This window comes from Pseudomonas sp. MPR-R2A5 (assembly GCF_058793055.1).
The window spans coordinates 1-23,085 of sequence record NZ_JBXAFK010000041.1 but is presented as its reverse complement, the minus strand read 5'-3'; the positions used below and the strand labels follow the sequence as shown (position 1 = coordinate 23,085).

General features: G+C 59.4%; 16 protein-coding genes and 1 tRNA gene. 6 read left to right on the top strand and 11 right to left on the bottom strand.

Annotation, left to right across the window (positions count from 1 at the left end; all coding sequences use genetic code 11):
• Positions 1-12 precede the first annotated feature (12 nt).
• From bcsQ (AC1Q6I_RS25145) to AC1Q6I_RS25095, 11 genes are all read right to left on the bottom strand, one after another.
• Positions 13-945 carry a cellulose biosynthesis protein BcsQ gene (gene bcsQ, locus AC1Q6I_RS25145; protein ID WP_069075098.1) on the bottom strand — a complete coding sequence of 311 codons (933 nt, stop codon included), beginning with the start codon at positions 943-945 and terminating at the stop codon, positions 13-15.
• Between the two features lie 177 nt (positions 946-1,122).
• Positions 1,123-2,247: an alginate O-acetyltransferase AlgX-related protein gene (locus AC1Q6I_RS25140; RefSeq protein ID WP_024072843.1), complete on the bottom strand. Its 1,125-nt coding sequence runs from the start codon at positions 2,245-2,247 to the stop codon at positions 1,123-1,125.
• A gap of 12 nt (positions 2,248-2,259) precedes the next feature.
• The gene (locus AC1Q6I_RS25135; RefSeq protein WP_102625133.1) at positions 2,260-3,675 is read right to left on the bottom strand and encodes an MBOAT family O-acyltransferase; all 1,416 of its coding nucleotides are present in this window, start codon (positions 3,673-3,675) and stop codon (positions 2,260-2,262) included.
• A gap of 17 nt (positions 3,676-3,692) precedes the next feature.
• On the bottom strand, positions 3,693-4,358 hold the full coding sequence (locus tag AC1Q6I_RS25130) for an alginate O-acetyltransferase AlgF (RefSeq protein ID WP_102625132.1): 666 nt from the start codon (positions 4,356-4,358) through the stop codon (positions 3,693-3,695).
• Complete coding sequence (locus AC1Q6I_RS25125; RefSeq protein WP_024072840.1) at positions 4,358-5,023, bottom strand: SGNH/GDSL hydrolase family protein; 666 nt, start codon at positions 5,021-5,023, stop codon at positions 4,358-4,360. Before AC1Q6I_RS25125 ends, AC1Q6I_RS25130 begins: the two co-directional genes overlap by 1 nt.
• Positions 5,024-5,040: 17 nt before the next feature.
• A complete protein-coding gene (locus tag AC1Q6I_RS25120; RefSeq protein WP_024072839.1) occupies positions 5,041-8,880 on the bottom strand; it encodes a cellulose biosynthesis protein BcsC in 3,840 nt (1,279 codons plus the stop codon).
• A complete protein-coding gene (gene bcsZ / locus AC1Q6I_RS25115; protein WP_024072838.1) occupies positions 8,862-10,058 on the bottom strand; it encodes a cellulose synthase complex periplasmic endoglucanase BcsZ in 1,197 nt (398 codons plus the stop codon). The genes AC1Q6I_RS25120 and bcsZ overlap by 19 nt, the downstream gene beginning before the upstream one ends.
• Positions 10,055-12,322 (bottom strand): cellulose biosynthesis cyclic di-GMP-binding regulatory protein BcsB, encoded by a 2,268-nt coding sequence (gene bcsB / locus AC1Q6I_RS25110; RefSeq protein ID WP_102625131.1) that lies wholly within the window; start codon positions 12,320-12,322, stop codon positions 10,055-10,057. The genes bcsZ and bcsB overlap by 4 nt, the downstream gene beginning before the upstream one ends.
• The gene (bcsA, locus tag AC1Q6I_RS25105; RefSeq protein ID WP_024072836.1) at positions 12,319-14,538 is read right to left on the bottom strand and encodes a UDP-forming cellulose synthase catalytic subunit; all 2,220 of its coding nucleotides are present in this window, start codon (positions 14,536-14,538) and stop codon (positions 12,319-12,321) included. The genes bcsB and bcsA overlap by 4 nt, the downstream gene beginning before the upstream one ends.
• Positions 14,535-15,557 carry a cellulose biosynthesis protein BcsQ gene (gene bcsQ / locus AC1Q6I_RS25100; protein WP_024072835.1) on the bottom strand — a complete coding sequence of 341 codons (1,023 nt, stop codon included), beginning with the start codon at positions 15,555-15,557 and terminating at the stop codon, positions 14,535-14,537. Before bcsQ (AC1Q6I_RS25100) ends, bcsA begins: the two co-directional genes overlap by 4 nt.
• A gap of 636 nt (positions 15,558-16,193) precedes the next feature.
• Positions 16,194-16,595, bottom strand: coding sequence for a hypothetical protein (locus AC1Q6I_RS25095; protein WP_069075103.1), 402 nt, complete (start codon positions 16,593-16,595; stop codon positions 16,194-16,196).
• Positions 16,596-16,760: 165 nt separating this feature from the next.
• On the opposite strand from AC1Q6I_RS25095, the gene AC1Q6I_RS25090 reads away from it, so the two are divergent.
• The 6 genes from AC1Q6I_RS25090 (at position 16,761) to AC1Q6I_RS25065 (ending at position 22,960) form a co-directional block, all read left to right on the top strand.
• Positions 16,761-16,836, top strand: a tRNA-Thr gene (locus AC1Q6I_RS25090).
• Between the two features lie 172 nt (positions 16,837-17,008).
• Positions 17,009-18,331 carry a tyrosine-type recombinase/integrase gene (locus AC1Q6I_RS25085; protein WP_102625130.1) on the top strand — a complete coding sequence of 441 codons (1,323 nt, stop codon included), beginning with the start codon at positions 17,009-17,011 and terminating at the stop codon, positions 18,329-18,331.
• Between the two features lie 909 nt (positions 18,332-19,240).
• Complete coding sequence (locus AC1Q6I_RS25080) at positions 19,241-20,221, top strand: integrase domain-containing protein (RefSeq protein ID WP_102625129.1); 981 nt, start codon at positions 19,241-19,243, stop codon at positions 20,219-20,221.
• Positions 20,222-20,739: 518 nt separating this feature from the next.
• Positions 20,740-21,369: a Cap15 family cyclic dinucleotide receptor domain-containing protein gene (locus AC1Q6I_RS25075; protein WP_102625127.1), complete on the top strand. Its 630-nt coding sequence runs from the start codon at positions 20,740-20,742 to the stop codon at positions 21,367-21,369.
• Positions 21,366-22,493 carry a nucleotidyltransferase family protein gene (locus AC1Q6I_RS25070; protein WP_102625126.1) on the top strand — a complete coding sequence of 376 codons (1,128 nt, stop codon included), beginning with the start codon at positions 21,366-21,368 and terminating at the stop codon, positions 22,491-22,493. Before AC1Q6I_RS25075 ends, AC1Q6I_RS25070 begins: the two co-directional genes overlap by 4 nt.
• Positions 22,490-22,960, top strand: a complete 471-nt coding sequence (locus tag AC1Q6I_RS25065) for a diadenylate cyclase (RefSeq protein ID WP_146015763.1) — start codon at positions 22,490-22,492, stop codon at positions 22,958-22,960. Before AC1Q6I_RS25070 ends, AC1Q6I_RS25065 begins: the two co-directional genes overlap by 4 nt.
• The last annotated feature ends 125 nt before the right edge of the window (positions 22,961-23,085 follow it).

The window sequence follows — 23,085 nt, the reverse complement described above, 5'->3', positions numbered from 1 at the left end:
ATAAACCGCGCTTTACCGCAGCTTTCTGCAGGCGATCAACCACCGGCAAAGGTCGTTGATATCGTCGCTCGCCAGGCCCGCCGCCAGGCTGTCCAACGGGTCTGCGCCGAAGGCCAGGGCTTCGCTGATCGCCATGTCGCGATGCACCTCCCACGGCGCCTTGTTCAACCGTTGCTTGAACGCCTCGACCATGTCCAGGCTGAACGCGTTGTCTTCATCGAGCTGGTTGATCACGAAGTGCACCTGCGGCGGGCGCTCACGCTCCAGGTGCGGCGCCAACAGCGCCTGCAATTGATCCAGTGTTCCCAAAGATGCCGCGTCAGCCTGGGCGATGACCAACACCACATCGGCCACGTTCAGCGCCTGGTGCACGTACACGTTATTTCCGGCAGGGGTATCGATGACCACCGTATGGCGTGCGCTCAGGTCCAGGGGGGCGAGGTGTTGCGCCAGCCAGTCGGGTTCATCCTTGAGCCAGCGCTGCAGCTTTTCCTGTTGCTGTGTATCGCTGTCGCCAAAGGGAATGACCCGACTACCGGCAAAACCCGGCTGCTGGAGAGTCTCCCACTGCGCATGTTGCAGGCTGGCCACGCCGATGCCCGGCGCAGTCGGGCTGACCCCGAAGTGAAGCCGCAGGGCGTTTTGCGGGTCCAGGTCCAGCGCGACCACCGGTTCGCCGTGGCGCTGCAGGCCACTGCTCAAGGCGGTGGCCAGGGTGCTGCGGCCCACACCCCCATTCACCGATACCAGCGCCACCACGCTCGGGCGCGGCGCCGCGCCGGCTACCGCCTGGGTTTGTTCATTGGCGCGGGGAGACTGGCCGGAGAACGGTGTGCCGTCATCGACCGGGATGCTGCCGAAAAAGTGCAGCCGCGCATGCTGCCCTTGGGGGTCTCGGCTCACGTCCTGGCCGAGAAGAACGAGAAGACTGTCGGTGAAGCTCATCGCACATTCCTCCTCACGGCGAAGCTTAAAGACGTGAAAAAGGTCAGCTGATACGACTGCTTACCGCAGGTCTTTTTGTCGTCGCCTTAGTGCCCGCAGTCTGCTTCAAGCCAGCAACAGTGTCATTATTTTGCTGTAGGAGCTGGCTATTTTTTAGACAAGTGGCAAAAAGTCAATTTACTGACTAATCGTCACCGGGTCGTACGGCGTCTGCAGGTCGCGCTCCGGGATCTCCCAAATCAGCAACTTGGGCGGGGTTTGCTTAAACGCCGGGCTGTCGAAATACGCCTTGGCCGCACCGGAGAATTCGCCACCGTCCTTGCTGAAGTTGCCTACCGGCGCATTCAGGGCCTTTTGCAGGAAGCCCACAAAGTTGGAGTTGCGCGAGAACGAGGTGCCGATCAGCGCCACATTCGGCAGGCTGGCATCGCCGAACAGGTCGTCGGCATTGCTGGTGGCGCCACCGCTTTCATGGGCGGAACTGGCCGCGACCGACTCGCCCGGTGGCTGCAATTTCGGCGGCAGCCAGTCGAGGCCGGCCAGGCGCACCAGGTCGCCCGGGCGCACGGCGAGCGGTGCCTGGGTGATCGTGAAGGTTTGTTCCGGCGTGGCCTTGATACCGCGCTGCTGAATGCGCTGGGCCAGGGCCTGGGCCCCTGCGTTGGCGCCGATTTCGCTCCAGTGGGTATCGGTGCGCAGGTATGCCTGCGGGCCCAGGGGCTTGAGCGTGTCAGTCAGGTCCAGCGCGGAGACGCCGGCAGCCTGCAACGCGGCAGTCCAGGCCTGGACACGGCCATCGAGCACGGCTGGGCGGTACAGGCCGCAACGCTGTGCGGCCGCGATGCGGCTCTTGTCCGGCACCACCACCACTTGCAGGTCGATCCCTTTTTTGCCCAGTTGCTGTTGCAGGTCGATCACGGCCTGGGCCTTGGTCTGTGCATTGGCGTCGGCATGGCGGTTGATGCGCAGTTCATCGCTGATAAACAACCAGCCCGGGCATCCCTGGCGCACGCGCGGCCCGGTATCGCCGAAGGCCAGCCAACTGGAGCCACGCTCCAGGTTGGCGGCCTGGATCGCCATCGGTGCCTTGGCCAGTTCCTTGGCGAAACGGTGGGTCACGTCGCCATGCAGCAGCATGTCGGTGTCCACCTTGGCCGGCACGAAGCTGATCGGGCCCTTCACCATCAGCCAGGCGCAAGACAGAAGCCCCGCCGCCAGGAAGGGCACCAGCACCCAGGCCGCCAGGGGGCTGGTACGAACGGCCAATTCGCTCGGTGGAGTCGGTGCGGTAGGAGCGGGCATGGTCGGGCTTCCTTAGAACTGAAAGTACAGAAACGGTACGGCGTCGCGGCTGGCAATCAGCGCGAACGACAACACAAACCCGGCCACCGGCCACAGCGAAGCCGCCACCAAAAACCACGGCTGAGTACCAAAGCGTTGCTCGCAGCGCACCTGCCAGATCGGCGCGATGATGCATACCAGGCCCAGCAAGGCCGCCATGCCATGGGCCGGGCGCAGGGCGACCGCCATTGCGTCACCCAGGGCGATGCCGTGCATGCCGAACTGGCCGGCATACATGGTCAGTGCCGAATGGAAGTCCGGCGCGCGGAACAAGGTCCAGGCCAGGCACACAAACAGCAACGTCAGGACGTGGGACAACACCGGCGGAATACTCGGCAAGCTCGAACGCGACCAGGCGCGGTCCACGCACAGCGCTACCCCGTGGGCCGAACCCCACAACAGGTAGTTCCAGCTATCGCCGCCGTGCCACAAACCGGCAATCGCCATGGTCAGGAACAGGTTGCGATAAGTACGCCACACACCGTCACGGTTACCGCCCAGGGCGATGTACAGGTAGTCGCGCAACCAGCTGGACAACGACAGGTGCCAACGGCGCCAGAAGTCCTGGATGCTGCTGGCCAGATACGGCCGGTTAAAGTTTTCCGGGAAGTGGAAACCCAGCATCAGGCCCAGGCCGATGGCCATGGCGCTGTAGCCGGCGAAGTCGAAGAACAGTTGCAGCGAATAGGCCAGGCAACCGATCCACGCATCCACCAGGCTCGGGTTTTCCAGGTGGAAGGCAATGTCCACCAACGGCGACAAGGTGTCGGCCACCAGCACTTTCATGCCCATGCCGATCATGAAGCGCCGCGCGCCGAGGGAGAAATTCGGCCAGTTGAAATACCGCTGGTTCAGCTCGCGACGGACCCAGTCGTAACGAATGATCGGGCCGGCAATCGAGTGGCCGAACATCGAGATATAGGTGGCGTAATTGATGAAGCTGCGCTCCACCGGCACCGTATGCCGGTGTACGTCCACCAGGTAAGAAATCGCCTGCAATACGATGAACGACAAGCCGGCTGGCAACGCCACGCGCTGCCAGTCCAGTGGCATGGCGCCGTACCAGGTGATCACCTCACTCACGGTGCCCGCCACGATGTTGGCGTACTTGTACCAACACAGCACCGCCGTGTTGAACACGATCAACGCGATCAACAGGCGCACCCGGCCTTTGCCATCCTCGCGGGAGCGGTCCACCAGCAAGCCGCCGACCCATGCCACCACGGTCAAGACCATGTGCAGGAACAGGAACAGTGGGCTCAACCAGCCGTAGAACAGCCAGCTGCCGATCAACAGGATGACGTTGCGCCAGCTCGGACGAGCCAGGGCATAAATCAACAGGAAGGCCGGCAGGAACAGCGTGAGGAATTCGAGTGAGGCAAAGACCATAGTGGTGTCGGGCCCGATCAGTTAGCGAGTGCGTCAGAGGCGAACAGCAACTTCGAACCTGCAGCCGAAGGAACAGCCAGCACGCTATAGCGCTCGCCAGCCTTGAGGGTGAACGACAAAAGCTGGCCAACCGGCGCGCCGGCGCATTTGAGCTGCACCGACAGTTCCACCGGGTTGATCATGCGCCGCTGCAACGAACCTTCGGCGACCTGCTTGAACAGCTCGGCTTTTTGCGCCACGGCTTCCAGGCTCGCGTCGGCGCACGTGGCGTCGGCGTTGATAAAGGCCAGGGAGGCCTTGAGCGCGTTGAAGTCGTCCGGCTGTTCGCGCACCACCAATTGGCGCGTGGCGCCCTTGGCGTCGACCAGCGCCACCACGGTGGCGAATTCGCCTGGGGCGACGGTCACCGACAGGTCGGCGTCCTTGCCATCGCGGCTCAACACGCCCTTGATCGGCTTGTCACCGCCCACCACCGGCAGGAAGGACGAGACCAACTTGTCGCCATTCAACACCAGGCTGGCCTTGGAGCCGGCGGCCACCAGCTTCAGTTCGCTGCCGGTGCCGTTGGCAAACCGCAGGAACGCTGCGTCTTGCTCCGGGCCGGTGGGATACAACGGGATGTCGGCGCTGTAGGCGCTGACGCTGGCGAGCAAGGCCGCCAGACCCAGGGTCATCCGTTTCATTATTTGCTTCCTTTACCGTAGGCCGATGGCGGCAGGTCACCCAACGCAGTACCAATAGCCTTGGCCCACTTCTGGTAACCGTCGATGGTGAAGTGCTGGCCGTCGGTGGTGATCCACTCGCCCGGCTTGGAGAAGGTCAACGAGTCGATGTAGGTGCACGGCGCCACGTTACTGGCCAGGAACGACGACATCAGCTTGGTGCGGGTGTCGTCCTTCTTGTACTGGGAACCGACCTTGCCCCATGGCGGGCCGACCCACACGCACTTGGTGCCAGTCTCGGTGATCGCCTTGGTCAGCGAGGTCACGCTTTTCCAGGCCCAGGCTTTGGGGAACACCGGGTTGGTGTAGGAACCCATGGTGTCGCCGATGATCAGCACCACCACATCGGGTTTGTCCTTGGCGATCAGGTCTTTGATCGGCGTGGTGCTCATGGCGTTCTTGCCGTAGATCACCGCTTTGCCGGTGGGCATGCGTTCGCCGCCGCACTCGACTTTTTTCGGCACGACCCAATCCGCCGCACCCGCGCCACAGGCGCCGATGGAGTGAACCACCGCACCTTGCTTGGTCAGGTTGTCTTGCAGCGGGTTGAGCAACGAATCGGGAAAGCTCATATGACTTTCGCCCAGTACCAGCATGGTTAGGCCGGCAATCGCAGAAACAGGCATGAATGACTCCGATTTAATCAATTGGAATAGGGGGAACGGTACGGGCTGACCGGCAATGGCATCGGCCCGCTCAGGTCCTCGAACAAGTAGCGCAAGTAAGCATTACCGGCGTACTGGCGGTAGTCCTGGGCGTTATCAAGACCGATTTCGCCACCCAGGTAGAACCGCGAGCTCAGACGATATTCGGCAGCAGCGTTGAAGCTGTAGCCGACGCCGGTTTTGCTGGAGCTTTCGTACTTGGGATTACCCCTGGACGCCTGAAGTGTGCTGTCGCCAGGGAAATAATCCGTGCCATCTTGCGCGATATGCTGCAAGCCCACCGAACTTTTTACCTGGTAGCTGAAGCGGTCAAAGCTTTGTGCCCAACGAATCGGCACACCCAGGGAGAAGAAACGCTGCGGGCTGAAGTAACCGCCGTTGCCGTAGGTGTAGAAGTCCTGGTTTTCCTTGAAGGTCATCGCCGAGCCGCTGATCCCCAGGGTCAACGTGTCCCGCGGGTTGTTGCGCAGGTACCAGTAGATACCGCTGCCCAGTTCCAGGCGGGTGTTGTCTTCGACGTTATTGCCCAGCAGTTCATGCAGCGACGCGTAACCGTAGACGCCCAGCTTCTGGTTGTCGTAGCTCAACTCGCCACGGCCGCCGTTGGCGGTGACGCCGCCCCACTTGTTGCCCTCGCCGTCTTCGGAACCGGCAAAGGAGGTGACACTGTCAGTGACCGGACGCCGCGAAATGTTCGCGCCATAGCGGAAGTTCGGATTGGCTTCAAACGGACGCGACACACTCACGCCACCCACGAGGGTGTTGTAGAGGAAGCCCAACGGGCTCACACCGACATCAGCCTTAACGCCTTCATCCGGGTTTTCAAATGCCACGGCCAGGCCTACACCGCTGTCGCTCTGGGAACCCGCCGGGGTCGTGGAGCCTTTGCCGAAGCGCGACAACGCATCGCTACCGACGCTACCCGCACTCACGTGCACCGGCGTCACGCGCAACGCCACGGTGTTGTCACCCACCGGCATCCGCGCCTCAAACGGCGCTTCCACGTCGGTGATCTTGCTCAAGCCTTTCTCACCGTTGTTGCTGCGCACGCTCAAACCCTGCACCACATAACCGGTACGGTCACGCAGGATCGTATCCAACGCGCGCCGCGCCGGGCTCAGCTCGGGGCTGTCGATGGAGGCGATGTTCGAGGGCGGCACAAACGGCTCGCTCAAGTCGTTGGACGTCGCGCTGGCAAACGCGCTGGACGTCACGGTCTTGGTCGGCGCATCGATCGGCGGCGGTACAGCGCCGGCGACAGTCAGGTCGGTGACCTGGCGACGCTGGCCCGGCAGGCCCACGAAGGGGTTATACGACTTGCTTTGAGTGTCGGCCTGGGCCACCTGGGTCTTGGCCTTCATGGCGTTTTCAATCGCCAGGGCCTTGCGCAGCAGTTCAGCGGCTTCGCTGTTCTTGCCCAAGCCCTGGTAGATACGCGCGGCGGAGGTGAGGATCTCCGGGTTGGCCGGTTCCAACGCCAGGGCCTTGTTGCTGGCCGATTGCGCCAAGTCACGGTCGTTGCCTTTCAAGGCAATATCCGCCAGGCCCATTTGCAGGCGCGCATTGTTCGGGTTCTGCTGGATCAGCGGCGCATACAGCTCCATGGCCTTCTTGCCGTTGCCGCTGGCGGCATACATGCGCGCCAGGGCGCCGACGCCCAAGGCGTCGTTGGGACGCTGGGCCAGGGCCGGCGAGAGCATGTCGTAGGCCGCCACCAGGTCGTTCTTCTCGCGCAGGGCATCGGCCTGCTTGACCCGGTACAGGTAGATCAAATCGTCGTAGCGCTGGCGACCGATCTCGGTCAATGGCTGGCCTTGCACTTCGCGCAGGATCTCGCCCGCCTCGCTGTACTTGTTGGCCTTGAGCAGCACGTTGGCGTACAGCAGTTTCTGGTCGACCGTCGGGTTGGGGTTGTTCTCCACCACCTTCTGCATCATGTCCAGGCCGTACTGCGCGGCACCGACTTCCACATAAGCGGCGGCCAGCACGGCCACGCGCTCAGGCTTTTGCCGCGTCAGCGGTTCGGAGCGACCCAGCAGTGCCAGGGCTTCGGGGCGCTGGCCACGGCGAGCGGTTTCGATGGCGATGTCGGTCTGCTGGTGCAGCGCGATATCGATCGCCAGCTCGTTCATGTCAGCGGTGCGTTGGGCGGTCGGGATACGGCCCAAGGTGGTCTCGGCTTGCTTCCACTCGCTCAACTCGGCCGACAACAAGGTGCTGGTGTACAGCGCGTCCGGCTGGTTGGGCTGGGTCTTGAGCAGACCGTCGATCAAGGCACGGGCGTTGCGGATCTGGCCGTCGCGCAGGTACATGCGGGCCAGGGCAAAGCGGGTCCAGGGGTTTTCCGGGTCGGCATCGAGGGCCTGGCGGTAGGCGGCCTGCGCGGCCTTCACATCGCCGCGCTGTTCGGCCAGCTTGCCGACCTGGGTGGCGCGCAGTGCGTTGATTTTCACGCTTGGCGCGAACTTGGCGCGCTGGGCGGGCGACACCGAGTCGATCAGCTTCAAGGCTTCGTCCGGCTGGCCCGATTGGGACAGTACGTTGATCAAGCCACTCAGTGCATCCGGGTCGCCAGGGTGACGGGCCAGCACCTTGCGGTAGCCGGCTTCGGCGGCGTCGAACTGATTGTCCTGGGCCTGGAAACCCGCCAGGGCGACGGCGGCGCCGGGTTGACCGGGGTTCAGGCGTTCGGCCTGGGCCACCAGGTCACGGGCCTGGGCGCCACGGCCGGCGCGCTGGGCGTCGCGGCTCTGGCTGATCAGGTTCCAGTAACGCACGTCATTGAGCGCCGTTTGCCACGCCGCACCACCCGGTAAACGGGTGGCCTGTACCAGGTAGTTTTCCGCTTCGCTGTAACGCTCTTGCTGTTGACGCAACACGCCCATGCCACCGAGGGCATCGACGTCATTGGACTTCTCGGCCAAGCGCGCGGCCAGCAGCGGCTCGGCGGTTTTCAGGTCGCCAGCGTCCAGGGCCTTGAACGCCTTGGTCATCTGCGGATCGCGCTGCCAGGTACCGCCATTTTTGCCTTGGGCAATGCCTTTGTTCATCAGCGCGCGGATCTCGGTGTCATCCGGGTGCGCAGTGAGGAACTGCTGGAACAACGCCACCTGGTCGGGCTTGGGCGGGCCGAGCCAGATCAGCGCGAAGCGCCAGGTTTCATCGGCGTTACCGCCCACGTCGTTGTTCGGTGCCAGCTTGGCCAGCGCGCGAATACCGTCGGCACGGGTGGCCGGGTTACGCGCCAGGTGCTTGGCCAGGAACAGCGCGACGATCGGGTCGTTCGGCCGCTCACGGGACAAGCGCTGCAGGCCGGCGATCGCTTCATTGGTGCCCTTGGCGGTGAAGCCCAGGGTGTTGTAGTACTCGCGGGCAATCAGGCCCTGGGGCTGGCGGCCCTGGAAAATCTGGCGGTACAAGGCCACGGCCTTTTCGCGCTCGTCATCGGGCTCACCCAGTTCACGGGCCTGCTCCAGCAACTTGGCGTTGTCGGGCTTGTTGACGGTGATGTCTTGCTCCAACTGCAATGCCTGGCGCGGGACCGGGCTCAGCGCTTGCAAGCGGGCCAGGTATTTCTGCGCCTCGGCCGGGCGGTTCTGTTGCACCTGGATCAGGCCGATGCCGTACAGCGCATCCGGCTGGTCCGGGCTCAGGCTCAGCAGTTTTTGCCACGTCTCAAGGGCGCGCTCAGGGTTTTTCTTCGACTGCCAGTAGTAGCCCTGCTCGATCAGCAGGGACTGGGGGTCGCTGGTTTCGGCCAGGCTGGCACTGGAGGCCAGGGCGGCGAGAATCGCAATGGCTAGCGTGTGACGGCGCATGCTGCCTCCCAGGATAGTTTGACCGTACCGTCTTGTTCAAAACGGTACTTCTGATCGGCAAAGCCCTGGCTGAACAGGCTGAGCATGTAGTCGTAGTAGATTGGCTGCGCGCTGTCAGGTGCCGACGGGGCCAGGGCTTTGTTGAGCGCGTCGTCGACCTTGGCCTTTTGCAGTTGTGCCAGGGCGGTTTCGCCACGGGCCTGGAAGAAGGCAATGGTCGATGCCGAGAAGCTGAGCGGCGAGTAGCCGTTGTTCTTCTCCACTTCGCCGGTGGTGACGTGGATTTTCTCCGGCGGGAAGCCGGTGGCCGCCGCAGCCGTCGCCCGGGACATACCGCCCAGGGACTTGAGCATGCCCGCCGCCAGTGGATCGCTCTTGGCGGTCATGCCGGCCCACATGTAGGTGCGGATCGCGTCGTAGCTGCCCAGGTCATCGGAGAACGGGTCGACCACAAACAGCCCGGTGTTGGCGCTGGTGGCGCGGTAGCCGACCCAGTTGGCCGCCAGGCCATGGGGGTTGCTGGCGGTATCGGCGAGCATCCGCGCGTTGCTTTCGGCCACTTCGTTCCAGCCGGCGTTCGGGCGCTCCTTATGGAAGCGACGCAGTTGCGCCAGCACCTGGTAGCTCGGGTTGAAACGCCACAAGCCACCGCCATGCACGTAGCCGACCGGCCCTGGCAACAGCATCTTGCCCAGGCCCGGCACGCGCACGATCAGGTTGCGTTCGACGTTGGCCAGCAACAATTGCGCGTCTGCGCGGTACTGCGGGGCATTCCATACGCGGGCCGCTTCGAGCAGCGAGTAGGCCATCCACAGGTCAGCGTCGCTGGCGGAGTTAGGGTCGATGATGCCCCAGGTGCTATCAGGCTTTTTGCCCCATAACCAACCCGGCAGGTTCTGACCGATATCGGCCCCCGACATGTTGGCCTTGGTCCAGGTCCAGAGCTTGTCAAAGCCTGCGCGGTCGTTACCGACGAGGGCGAAGAACATCGCGTACGACTGCCCTTCCGAACTGCTCTCGGTGGGTTTCATCGACGAGTTCAGCACGCGACCGTCATCCTGCACGAAGCGTTTGGCGTAGTTCTGCCACAGCGGCCAGTCGCAGGTCTGCGCTTGCGCAGCGCCTGCAAACATCACCGAGCCCAGCGCTATCAGGGCCATGCTACGCAGCGGGCTCATGCCAACCGCCGTTTTGCACGGGCACGCAGCGACAGGTAGATCAGGCTGGTCACCACGGCGAGGCCGAGGAAGGTGATCAACAGCATCCAGCCCAGGTTCTGCGAGAGTTGCCACTGCATGAACTTGAAGTAGTTGAGCTTGCCGACGTAGTACTGCTCGTCCGCCACCAGCGAGCTGATTTGCGTGCCTTGTACCACCGCCAGGCTGCCCTGGATCGAGTCTTTGTAGTTGTCACCGCCGATCAACGCGGAGGTGGCTTCCAGCAGGCCCTGAGGCTGGTTGCTGGCGATCAGCACCACGCTGCGGCCAGCCTTGAGCGGCGATTGGAAACCCGCCAGCCAGGTGCTGCTGCTCAAGCTGTTGAAGGTGATCCCGGTATTGGCGGTGTGGGTGTTAGCCGCAGGGTCCGGGCTGACCCAGCTGCGTACATAACGCGGCAGGTCAGACAGCAGGAACTGGTGTTGCTCGCCATCGCTGGTTGCCGGCAGGTATTGCTGCCACTGCTTGAGCAACGGTTGGTTGCCTGCGGTGGCGAGTACCAGCAAGTCTTTGTCGGCAACGCTTTGCACGTCCTTGGCCTGCACCACTTTGACGGCGGTCGCCGGGTAACCGGTGGCTTCGCCGAAGCGGCCGAGCACGGTCAGGTACGCGGTGAGTTCGTCGGTGCCGTAGTTGTCGGGCATGACCACAGCCGATTCCGACAAGTCAGCCAGGCGGGTGAACGGGAAGCCGGAGTCGTTGAACACGCCCAGGTTCGGCATGGCGATAAAGTGCTGGTAGCCGGTGACATCGAGGGTGGAATCCGGGTCGATGGAACCGCGCATGTTGTCGACGATGATGTCGCGGCATTCGCCTTCTTTGATGTAGTCGTACATAAAGCGCAATTGCAGCTTGGACTTGGGCGACGCCGAGCTGATCGGCAACAGGGTCGTCACTTCACGCGGCAGGCTTTCGTCTTTCTTCAGCTGGTCGAGCAGGGTTTGACCACCGCCGAGGTTGCTCACCGACGGCAAGGCCACGGACTTCATGAACTGGTCATTCAGGCCGATCAGCAGCGACGAGTTGGTCGACACCTGCTGCGGCGTGTAGCGGTATTTGACCTTGAGCGGCACACCCTCTTCACGCCAGTTGAACAGGTCGGGCGGCAGGCGCAGGTCGACGCTGATGGCGCCGGGGTTGTAGCCCGACACGCTGAGTTTCTGCTGCTCAACCAACTCGCCCAGGCGCACCGGGCGGTTGCTCGGCAGCCAGTTCGGCGCGTCGTACGGACGGCGTGGCGCGAGGCTGTCGAGCTTGGTGATGACCACACTGTTGCCGGCCAATACCGGGTTGCCCAAGGCGACCGCCGTGGCGGCGCGCTTGAGCTCTGCGCCATCGCGACCGGTCACGATCAGCAGCTTGCCGTTGGCATCGTTGGGGTTGGCGAGCAAGGTCAGGGTCGGGCCGGTCGGCTTGGCCACGGCGATACCGTGTACATCCATTGCATCGGTGGTTTGCACCAGTAGGATCGCGTTGCCCTTGGCCGGCAGGTCACCGAGGGTGGTAGGGAAGGTCGCGCCACGGTAGCTGGCGAGGCCGCCAATCCACGAGGACAAGGTGCCGGCAGCTTCCAGCGCGGCGCTGTCCGGGGTGGTCGCGAACACGAACGGCAGGCTGACCTGGCGCGCATCACGTTTGTCGAAGAACGGCAGCGGCAATACAGCCAGGTCGTCCTTGAGCACGATCGGCTCGACCTGCACTTTCAACTCACTGCTGTTGCTGATTTTTGCCCACAGGCTGCTGTGCAAGGGGTCTTCGCAGGACATCGTGTAGTGGCCGATGAACTGCAGGCTCAGACGGTTGAACTCGGTGATCAACTTCGGCGGGATCTGCACCAATTGTTCTTGCTGGGTGCCCGCGCCTTCTTTAGGCAACGGCAGGCTGGCGGCGACTTCGCCGTTGACCAGCACGTTGATCTGCGACAGGTCCGCCAACAGTGCCGGCGAGTAGCTGTACTTGAGCAACAACTGCGCGCCCTTCACCACTTCATCGGCACGGATGTCGAAGTTGACGCTGTCGGACGACTCCACGCCTTGCAGGTTCATGGTGTCGCGACGGCCCAGTTGCTTGAGCGTCAGGCTGTAGCCGGTGTCGGTGCTTTGTACCGGTACCGTGGTGACGGCTTGCTCGGCAGCTTGCGCCAGCGAATTCAGGCCCATCAGCGAGGCGATCATCAGCGCGAGTGCACGGCGCGGATGAGGACGAGAGAACATATTCGAGGTCATGGCTTGTCCATCAGCGTATCGAGCGGTTGTGTAGGGGTGCGGCGCAAGGCCAGACGCAATTCGTGCAGGGTGGCGCGGCCGAGGGTGAACAGGCCGCCGATGCCAATGGCGCCGACTTCACGCAGGGCTGCCAGCGGGGTGTCGGGCTGGCCGGCTCCCCAACTGGCGGCCCAGGTGTCGGCACGCGAGAACGTCAGGCGAACCAGTTCGCTTTGCTGGCGCAGGCTGAGGGGTTCGAACTGGGCACCGATCTGCGCGCCCTTGCTGAACACCACCCGCGCTTCAAACAGGCTGTCCTGGCCGTTGCGCGACAGCACCAGTTGCACACGCTCACCCTGGGTGATCGAGTGGCCGTCGCTGAGCATCAGGCCGAAGCCATTTTGCGAAAAGTCCTGGGTGACGCCATCGAGCACGCGGCCATCGGCGCAAATGATGCTCACCGGCAGCTTGGCGCTGACGCGCGGCTCGGAACGCACTTGGCGCGCCTCGGACGCTACGGCCACGGCGGCGCTGGTGATGATCAGGTTGTAGAGGGTCCAGGTCAGGTTGATCGCCACCGTCACGGCCGTGGACGCATCGCCCCAGACCAACTGATGGATACCGAAGCCCAAGCCGATCAGGTTCACCGCCAACAGCACCAGGTAGGGCCGGGCGAGTTTCCAGTCGAAGAACTGCTTGTCGATGATGCCGCCCTTGTCGGTGACATTGAAACCACCGGCCTTGGGGTTGACCAGCGCCACCAGCACCGGCGGCAGGATGTACCAGGCCAGTACGGTCTCGTACACCTCGTTCCAGAACGAGTGACGGAAACGCCCCTGGATACGTGAGTTGGTCAGGCTGGAATGCACCAAGTGCGGCAACACGTAGGCGACGATCATCAGCGCCGAGGCGTGGAAGATTTCCGCGCCGAAAATCAAATAGGCCAGCGGCGCGGTGAGGAACACCAGGCGCGGCAGGCCATAAAAGAAGTGCAGCATGGCGTTGGCGTAGCAGATGCGCTGGCCCCACTTGAGGCCCTTGCCCAGCAGCGGGTTGTCGGTGCGGAAAATCTGCGCCATGCCCCGTGCCCAGCGAATCCGCTGGTTGATGTGGCGCGACAGGCTCTCGGTGGCCAGGCCCGCGGCCTGCGGGATCGCCAGGTAAGCGGTGTTGTAGCCCAGGCGGTTGAGCTTGAGCGCGGTGTGGGCGTCTTCGGTCACGGTCTCGACCGCCACGCCGCCGATTTCCAGGAGCGGCTTACGGCGAATCACCGCACACGAGCCGCAAAAGAAGGTGGCGTTCCACAGGTCGTTGCCGTCCTGCACCAGGCCGTAGAACAGCTCACCCTCGTTAGGCACGGCGCGGAAGGTGTCGAGGTTCTTTTCGAACGGGTCCGGCGAGAAGAAGAAGTGCGGCGTTTGCAGCATCGCCAGCTTCGGATCTTTAAGGAACCAGCCCAGGCTCACTTGCAGGAAGGAGCGCGTCGGCACGTGGTCGGCGTCGAACAGGGCGACGTATTCGCCGTCGGTGACCTTCAGCGCTTCGTTGAGGTTACCGGCCTTGGCGTGGAAGTTATTGTCGCGGCGGATGTAGTTCACACCGACCTTGCGGCAGAAGTCGCGGAACTCATCACGGCGGCCGTCATCGAGCACGTGGACGCGCAGCTTGTCCTTGGGCCAGTCCATCGCCTGGGCGGCGAAGATGGTCAGCTTGACGATGCTCAGGGCTTCATTATAGGTGGGGATAAACACGTCGACCGTCGGCCACTCTTCCGGCTCGGTGGTCAACCATACCGGCGTGCGGCGCAGCGGCCAGGCGGTTTGCACGTAGCCGAAGATCAGCACGATCAGCGCGTAGAACTCGGCCGCGACCAGGCCGTAGCCGAAGAACATGTCGAGCCAGGTTTCAAAACCCAGGGTGGAGGTCAGGCGCCAGAACATGTAGCGCAGCGACGCCACCAACGACAGCACCACCAAAGCCAGGATCGCCAGGCGCCCCGGGATCTTGCGCAGCACCAGCACCACGACGAAGCACACGGCGGCGAACAGGCATTGGCTGTAGAGGTCCAGCGGCGCGCTGATAATGCTCAGCAACAACAAGGCGCCGAGCACGCAACTGGTAACGACCAGTACCGTGCGCAGCGCCGCAGGCCAGCGATTGAAGCGCGCGATGGCGCCATTTAGGCGCTGTTCAGCGCGCCCTTCGACGAAGGGCGTGGAGAGCGTATTGTCGGTCATGGAAGGTCCGAGTCGATGCGTTCGAGCAAGGCGCGGCACAGAGCGTGGACGTCCTGGCTGCCGATACTGTTGACGGTTGGGTCGAGGGGATCACGCCCGTAGGCCTGGGCTTCGCTGAACGACAGATCACGATGCACTGTGCCCAGCAGGGCATTGCCCAGGCGCGTCTTGAACACCTCGACCATGTCCACGCTGAAACGGTGGGCAGCGTCCAACTGGTTGATCACATAAAAGGACTGTGGCGGCTTCTCGCGCTGGAGGTAGGGCGCGAGCATCGCGTCCATCTGCGCCAGGGTGCTGAACGACGCCACATCCGGCTGCACCACCACCAGCACCGCGTCGGCGACCGACAGGGCCTGGCTGAAGTACACCGTGTTGCCGGCAGGGACGTCGATAACCACGATGTCCTGGCCGCTCAATTTAAGACCGGCCAAGCGTTGGCTCAGCCACTGCTCATCCTGGCCCAGCCAGCGATTCAGGCTCTGCTGTTGTTCGTAGTCAGTGCCCCCGAACGCCACCAGGCGGCAACCGGCAAAACCGAATTCCGGCAAGGCTTCCCAGCTTTGGTTATGCAGGCTGGTGGCGCCCACGCCAGGCATGTCGAGACCCAGGCACAGGTGATGACGCAGGGCGTTTTGCGGGTCCAGGTCCAGCGCCAGCGCCGGCCGCCCCTGGCGCTGCAAACTGCTGGCAAGCGCCGCGGCCAAGGTGCTACGGCCGACACCGCCTTTGACCGAGACCACCACCACGACTTTCGGTGTGGGCTGCGCCGAAGACACTTCAGGGCGCAGATGGTCGGCTTCGCCGTGGTTCAGCTCTTCCAGCAGGCGCAGCAGCGGCGCCGACGGGGCTTCATCCACAAGCGCCGCAGCGACAGGCAGGGGCTTAACAAGCGCCGGGCTTTCCAGGACCTCTACATCGTCCTCAATGAACTCATGGACAAATTCGATTTCGCGGTAGCCATTTGGGTTGGCACCCAGCTTGTTGAATAGTTTTGAAATGTCATCTGCTCGACTCACTCACTGCCCCTCCCCACCTGATTTGCGCTTTAAAGGCGATAAAAAGGTCAGCAAAGAGCTGACCTTGTATTTTTCTAGTTATGTGGTGTGAGGCGCATTCTGTGATATCACATTGATGGTGTCAGTATTTTGATGCTTTTTGCTCTTAATTATCCGACGAACGGCGTGGCGCCATTTTTATGACGATTTACCGGATAAAAACGTATTATCTGTAAGAACATGAACTTGCACTGATTTATCCGGCTTCTTGTTGTCCGACCGGTCAAGAACGGCACAAATCTGACATAGCCTTCAACAATTAATCAGTTGCCTCACACTGTCTCGAAAATTTGCCTACACGGTTAAGTAATTAAACCCACCGTTCATATCGCGCGACAGAATACTCAAACCCCTGCCGGATTCAAGGCAAAACCCGCCGGGCGGTCGCTGGCAAAGTCGCACCCGCCTTACCCCTGCACAGATACCCCCAGCGCCGACACACAGCGAAGCAAAACCCGCGCCGCCAGACCCACAACCGCCATCGGCCGGGCCGTCAATCAGCCCTGCCTTTATTCACCCCGAGCAGCACGCCCAAAACGGCCCACCCCAGTGCAACCGCGATAACGGCGCGCCCGCCTTTAGCGCAAGCCGCAGCGGTTAACGCAGTCGCCGCTCCGTAAACGCGTAATCCTCCTGACAATCCCCGGAAGGCCCCGCCGCCACACTCACGTAACGCACCGTATCCGCGTCCACCAGCTGATAGGTGTACACATCCGGCATACGCACCCCATCCGTGCGCAACTCATTCTTGCCATTCACCGCCGACCACGTGCCCTGCTCTGTCTGAATCGCCTGCGTCTGCTGTACATCGCGGAAGAAAGTAATGGTGAAACGCCCATCAGGCTTGAGGTGGGTGGTCCACGACAGGAACTGGCATTTATCGGTTTGCGTGCGCAAGCCCTTCCAAGTACCAACCAAGGCCGGGTCATAGGCGGGCTTCTGAGTTGAACAGGCGCCGAGGGCAATGGTGAGGAGGATGAGGGAGAGAGTCCGTTTCATGTGGAGCTTCCTTTTAGGTGGAAAGGCTTGCGACTGCGCCTGGCAGTGGAGGATGAATCCTACTGACATGGGGAAGAAAAAGGGATCGCGGCAAGGTTTGTAAAAATAGTCAGAATTCAGGGGTTTACAGATGCTTGCCAATCGCTATAATCGTCGCCCTAACACGCCGGTATAGCTCAGTTGGTAGAGCAACTGACTTGTAATCAGTAGGTCCCGGGTTCGACTCCTGGTGCCGGCACCATACAAGGTTCCAGAGAAGGCTTTCAAAATCTCTGGAACCCCCAAAAAACCCGCCTTCTGGCGGGTTTTTTCGTTTTGGGGTTCCATCGGTTTCCGTCAGAAACTGGTGGATTCCAACCGTTTTAAGGGTAGAGTTTGGGATACAGGTCACTTCGATAAAAGGGAGTACCCTTATGTCGCGCACCACAGCTCCGCTCTCCGACGCAGCTTGCCGCTTGGCAAAACCTACAGACCGCGCCTACAAGCTTTTCGACGGCGATGGCCTCTATCTCCTAGTCCAACCCAATGGCCGCAAAGGCTGGCGGCTCCGTTACGTCAAACCTGACGGACGGGAAGGACTGACCTCGTTCGGCAACTACCCCGTCATTGGCCTCGCCGATGCGCGCCGCAAGCGCTTAGAAGTCAAGCGAATGCTAGCGGATGGCGTTGATCCTATAGAGACCAAGCACCAAGCCAAGGCGGAAGCCGTAATCAAAGGCAGAACCTTTGAAAGCGTTGCGCTCGACTGGCATACGGAAATGTCGGCCAAGTGGGCACCAGGCCATTCCAAGACTGTGATGAGCCGCCTCAAAACCCACGTGTTCCCGCTGATCGGCGCCCGCGCCATAGTCGACCTCGACACCCATGACCTCATGCAGCCCTTGGAAACGATCAAGAAGCGCGGAACGATAGACGTAGCTTTAAGGGTACAAAACTACCTGCAGAGCATCATGCGCGAGGCAAAACGCCTCCGACTTATCACCGCCAACCCTGCTTACGACCTCGAAGGCTTGATCAAAGCCCCGCGGGTGGTACATCGCCCCGCTCTACCCTTATCGCGACTGCCGGAACTACAGCAACGGATCGACACCTATAAAGGCCGCGCACTTACCCGCCTGACGGTGATGCTATCGCTGCATGTGTTTGTACGATCCAGCGAACTGCGTTTCGCCCGCTGGAGCGAGTTCGACCTCAAGCGCGGTACCTGGGAGATACCGGACACTCGACCCGCGTTGGAGGGAGTACCCTTTTCCACAAGGGGTACGAAGATGGCAGGGGATATCCATTTAGTACCCTTATCGCCGCAAGCAGTGGCGCTACTCGAAAAAATCCATGCACTCACAGGCAAATTCGCATTGGTCTTCGCAGGGGATGCCAAACCCTGGAAGCCCATGTCCGAAAATACCGTTAACAACGCGCTTCGGACGATGGGATACGACACCAAAACCGATATCTGCGGGCATGGATTTCGTTCGATGGCCTGCAGCGCACTGATCGAGTCAGGATTGTGGTCGGAGACAGCCATTGAACGGCAGATGAGCCACAAGGAGCGCAACAACGTCCGCGCCGCTTACATCCACAAGGCCGAGTTCATCGAGGAGCGCAGGCTGATCATGAACTGGTGGAGCCGGTACCTGGAGGCCAACCGGCAGGAGCATGTCACTCCACACGAATTCGCGAACCAGACAGGAGCGAACGTCACTCGCCTAAAAGCAAAACGTGGCGCAACCGAGTAAGCGCTCGGTCTTCATATCTCAGCGATCCGCTTGTCCACGCGGGTCCATCCAAACAGGGCTGCAAAGCCGCCCTGCTTGGATGGACCTCACTTAAAAAATCTAAAGCCCACACAACTGTCTGTGGAAAACCACTGATTTCCACCGGTGGATAATTTCATCCACAGCCGCAGAACTCCCGAAAATTGGAGTCTTGACCCGAATTATCCACAGGCGTAGAAAAGATCGGGCAAAGCGCTGTCGTCGACAGCAACCCAGGTAGCCAGAACCTTTAAGGCTACGCCACACCGTGGTGGTTCACCCAAAGTGCGATTAGCGTCCGGCGGCTCGCACGATCACAGCGATGTGATGGATGCCTACTTTTACCAGTGTGCCCACTGCGGCAACTTCCCCCTTTCATAGCTGCCTTGCAGCAACCTATCCGCTTGGCCATTTCCTTGCGCCAACCTGCGCCCGTCTCTTTCTCCCGGAAAGAGACGGGCGCTCCTACCACTGCTGCAGCCCACCTCGTACAAGGCTTTGCGGCATTCCCCCTTGTGACAATTGGCGTGACAAACACCGAAGTCACCAGCAACAGCGATGCAGATGATGGTGCCGCAGCCCACGGAATGGACTGCACCTGACTGACAGTCAGGCATGCCCCGGTCATCGCTTCACTGCCTTCACCCGACTCAGGATCTCGCGGCACTGGTCTCGTCAGCCAGTGCAGCCTCCACCCGCCCACTTCCTCGGAAGTGCTCAGGAGGCCAGATCATGAGATGCCCAAGCTCCCGGTCGTAAGGAGCCGCCAGTCCCACGTTAGTGGACAACCCTCACAGGTCGCAGGGGCCTTGATCCCTGATAACACTCAACATTCGTGGCGGGATGACGTGGGGAAAGTTTCAAAGATTTGGCTTCGACAGGAGTTTGATCATGGCATTGGTAGGTAGAAGGGATGGGCGGAATTTTGGATATGGACGGCAACTGAGTTATGCCGGGCCACAGGCGTTGCGCGATCTGTTTGGCGGCGGGCATTACGGCACAGTCAAGGCGCACAGTGATCGCTGGCAGGCGTTTGTTCGTTGGTGTCGGTCGGAGGATGGGCCGGGGTTTAACGATGCGCGACAAATTGATCGGCAGACCTTGGTGGACTACGCCGAACATCTGCGACAGCAAGTTGAACATGGTGAGATTGCCATCGCGACTGCGCAAAACCGGTTGTCCAGCGTGAACCGGACCCTCGCCGCACTGCGCGGTGATCAGTATGTGAAGGTATCGAGTCCGAGCAAGGCGCTGGGCATGCAGCGCACAACCGTCCGAATATCAACACCGCAAGGCCAGGCTCTTGAACAGGTTAAGGGGGTCGTGAACGCGCTGTGCGAACACCAACTGCCGCGCGCCGCAGCCATTGTGCTATTGGCCCGAGCCACCGGCATGCGCTTGCGCGAGGCCGTCTTGGCCGACCTGCCACGCTTGAAACGTGAAGCCGAACAATTCGGCAAGATTAACATTCAGGACGGCACCAAAGGTGGCCGCGGCGGTGCAACAGCACCTCGTAGGATCAGGGTGGACGACCATATTCGTGAAGCACTCATGCACGCCGAAAAGGTCTCGCCCGGCGGTAGCCGCAACCTGCTTGCACCGGACGAAAGCTACCTCGATTTTCAACGGGAAATCGTCCGCCCCGCACGGGACATCCTCCATAAGCACAACCTCAAAGGCTTCCACGAATTGCGTGCAGCCTATGCGTGCGAACGCTATAAACAGATCACCCACCACCTAGCGCCCATCAACGGTGGCAGGTGCAGGCGGCTCGATCCGCGCCTTGATCGAGAGGCAAGATTACAAATCAGCTATGAGCTGGGACACGGTCGAATCGATGTGGTCTCGGCATACATCGGTGGTCGAGCATGAGTAAACCCATCGACATGGAGCTTTTCCTAGCGGGAGTTCTAACCGGGTCGCATGCCAGTCGCGAGCGCCACCTACGCCAGGCAAAAGCCATTCAAACAGCGATCTCTGATCGCTGGCACCGAGATAGCCCATGGACATGGAGGCGAAAGCATCTCATTTGGTATCTGACACAAGCACTGCGACATCATAAAAAATCAACAGTGACCTACTATAGGTTGACGCTGAAGCTGATCATCACACGCTTAGATAAACCCTGGGTTATCTAGGTACAACTGCCCACCCTTCAGCCATCCGCTGACTTCCACCAATAAAAATAGTGTGTTGTTTCACATAGCTGAATTATTCTTGTCTGCGTGCAGCAGTAGGAGAGGAAAACCTCCAAAAAAGGCACTATCCATGTGAGCATGGCACTACCACCCCCAAGCATAGGATCTAAAGCGCCACAATCACTAACACATAAAAATCGTAACATTTTGTAATATTGGCTTTATCCACTAAGCCAAAAGGATGAGGGGTTTATGGATCACGAATACTCATTACTAGGCGGCGTGAACCGTGCACAAATAGGGAGATATATAAGCATTGCAGCCGCAGCAATTTCAGGCGCTATAGTTTTTCTCGTTTTGTCAGCAATAGATATTGCCAAGAAATTCGGCCTGCCAGCCAACCTTCCTCCAACTGTACTTTCGCTAATTAGTGCGGGCACAGTATTTACCGTGCTATATATGATATTCAATAAATATGCATGGTACTGGAAATATTTTTCTATATTTTTAAAAGTTCCAAACCTCAAAGGATCTTGGGACTGTAAAGGCTCATCACTTTCAGTGGATGGCGAAGAGATATACTCATGGGATGCTGAAGTTACGATTTTACAAAGTTGGGACAAAATACGAATCAGACTTAAAACCTCTCAATCTGGATCTAACAGTATTACGGCGGCTATAGTGCATGACGAGGCCGAAGGCTTTAGGCTGCTCTACAACTACAAAAATGACCCGAAGCTAGGCGAGCCGGAGTTACATAGCCACATTGGCTTTGCAGACATACTCTTCAGCAAAACATTAGATACAGCGGAGGGTGAATACTACAACGGTTATGGCCGGCAAAGCTTCGGAAAACTAAAACTTACTAGGAGCAAAAAATGACAGATATCAATCAGCGTTTATCTAGATTACGTGCTCGTAGAAACGGGACCGATCGCTTCGACCATATAGCACAAGACGCAAAGGATTTCATCAATAACAAAAGTAGAACAGCTGAAGCATGGGAACGCAGAAGCAAAGACAAACCTTCAACAACTTATGCTCTTGGTGCTATGCAGCCAGTTGACGCAGATTACACGAGAATCAGTTTAGAAACAGCTGAAAGAGTGCGCAACCAACTATCTACTCGCTTACAGACCGTCGGCATCCCTACTGAATATCGACTTCAAGGATCTGTTCCACTTGATGTCCATATTAGAGGTGTAAGCGACGTGGACTTGCTTACATTAAGGACCGATTTCTTTACATTCGATCCGGCAGGCATAGTTAGCATACGCGGTGGATATAACCTCTCATCTCGCAACTCAAAAGAGGTCCTGATTGAGCTACGAGCGCATAGCGAACGACAATTGAAGCTTGCATTTCCCGCAGTGAACATTGATTCATCCGGCGGTAAAGCCATCAAGCTTACCGGAGGATCACTTCCACGCCCCGTAGATGTAATTTCATCGCACTGGTTCAACACCACAGCCTATCAAAGCAGTAACACCGAACATGATAGAGCCGTAACAATTTATGATAAGGCGGCCGATATCACAATCGATAACTGGCCATTTACCCACATTAAATTGGTCAAAGACCTATGTGATACAACCGGAGGCGGTCTGAGAAAGGCCATAAGGCTTTGTAAAAGTGTGAAGGCAGATATCGAGGAAGACGGGAGAAAAGTTAACCTGTCAAGCTTCGACATTACAGCATGTATGTACCATGCCGATATGCAACAGTTTAGAAATGGCGTGGTATATGAGCTCGCGATACTGGCTGAGGCGCAGCGATTCCTGGACATTCTTTGGCAGGACAAAGCGTTCGCAAGGACGTTACGAGTCCCGGACAAATCAAGACTAATTTTTGATGACGAGAAAAAATTTGAAGGACTCCTTGCACTTTCCGCCGCAATGGATGAACTACTGATACAAGTAGCAAAGGAGAATAGTTTCCTTTTGGTTCTTAAAGAAAAACCTGGACATGCCGAGAGCCGGAATGTCTTGACGTCTATTTATGTGTGAAAATCTCTATGATAGACGCAAGCATTATTAAGCTACTTGAGTCGATATCCAAAAATTCCGGTTCATCATTCACCGGCCTGGGTATTATTTTTTATCGTGAATTAAACGCTTTACCCATATCTGCACTTGGAGATGAAAGTCTTTTTCAGACTAAACTTCCAATCGTTGGAGAGGACGCTATTGCACAGACATTAATGAAAATATCTCAAAAAGAATCTGACTGGCATGACGGCTTCCACCTTATTGAATACCCAGCCTTCAAACTAACGCACATTTGTCAGTACGTGGCTCCTAGTTTAGATCTGTTTAGCGAGCCATATCCAGGCGCTTTACCGGTTGGTGCTCGCCACAAATCAGCGATGGCGATGTCAAAAATAACATTCGTAGAGTGCACTGCTCTAATCAGCAGCACCAACTTTATAGAAATATTCTCGGATGGAGCCCGAAACTTAACATGCAGAACTTAACCTTATCCTCTAACGAATTATCGTCACTTAAAAAAATCTTTGGCACGCTAAGGAAACTCTGAAAAAAACTTTCTGATTTGGCAAAATACCGCGACCCCACCCACCGAGTTTCCCGATGAAGCAGA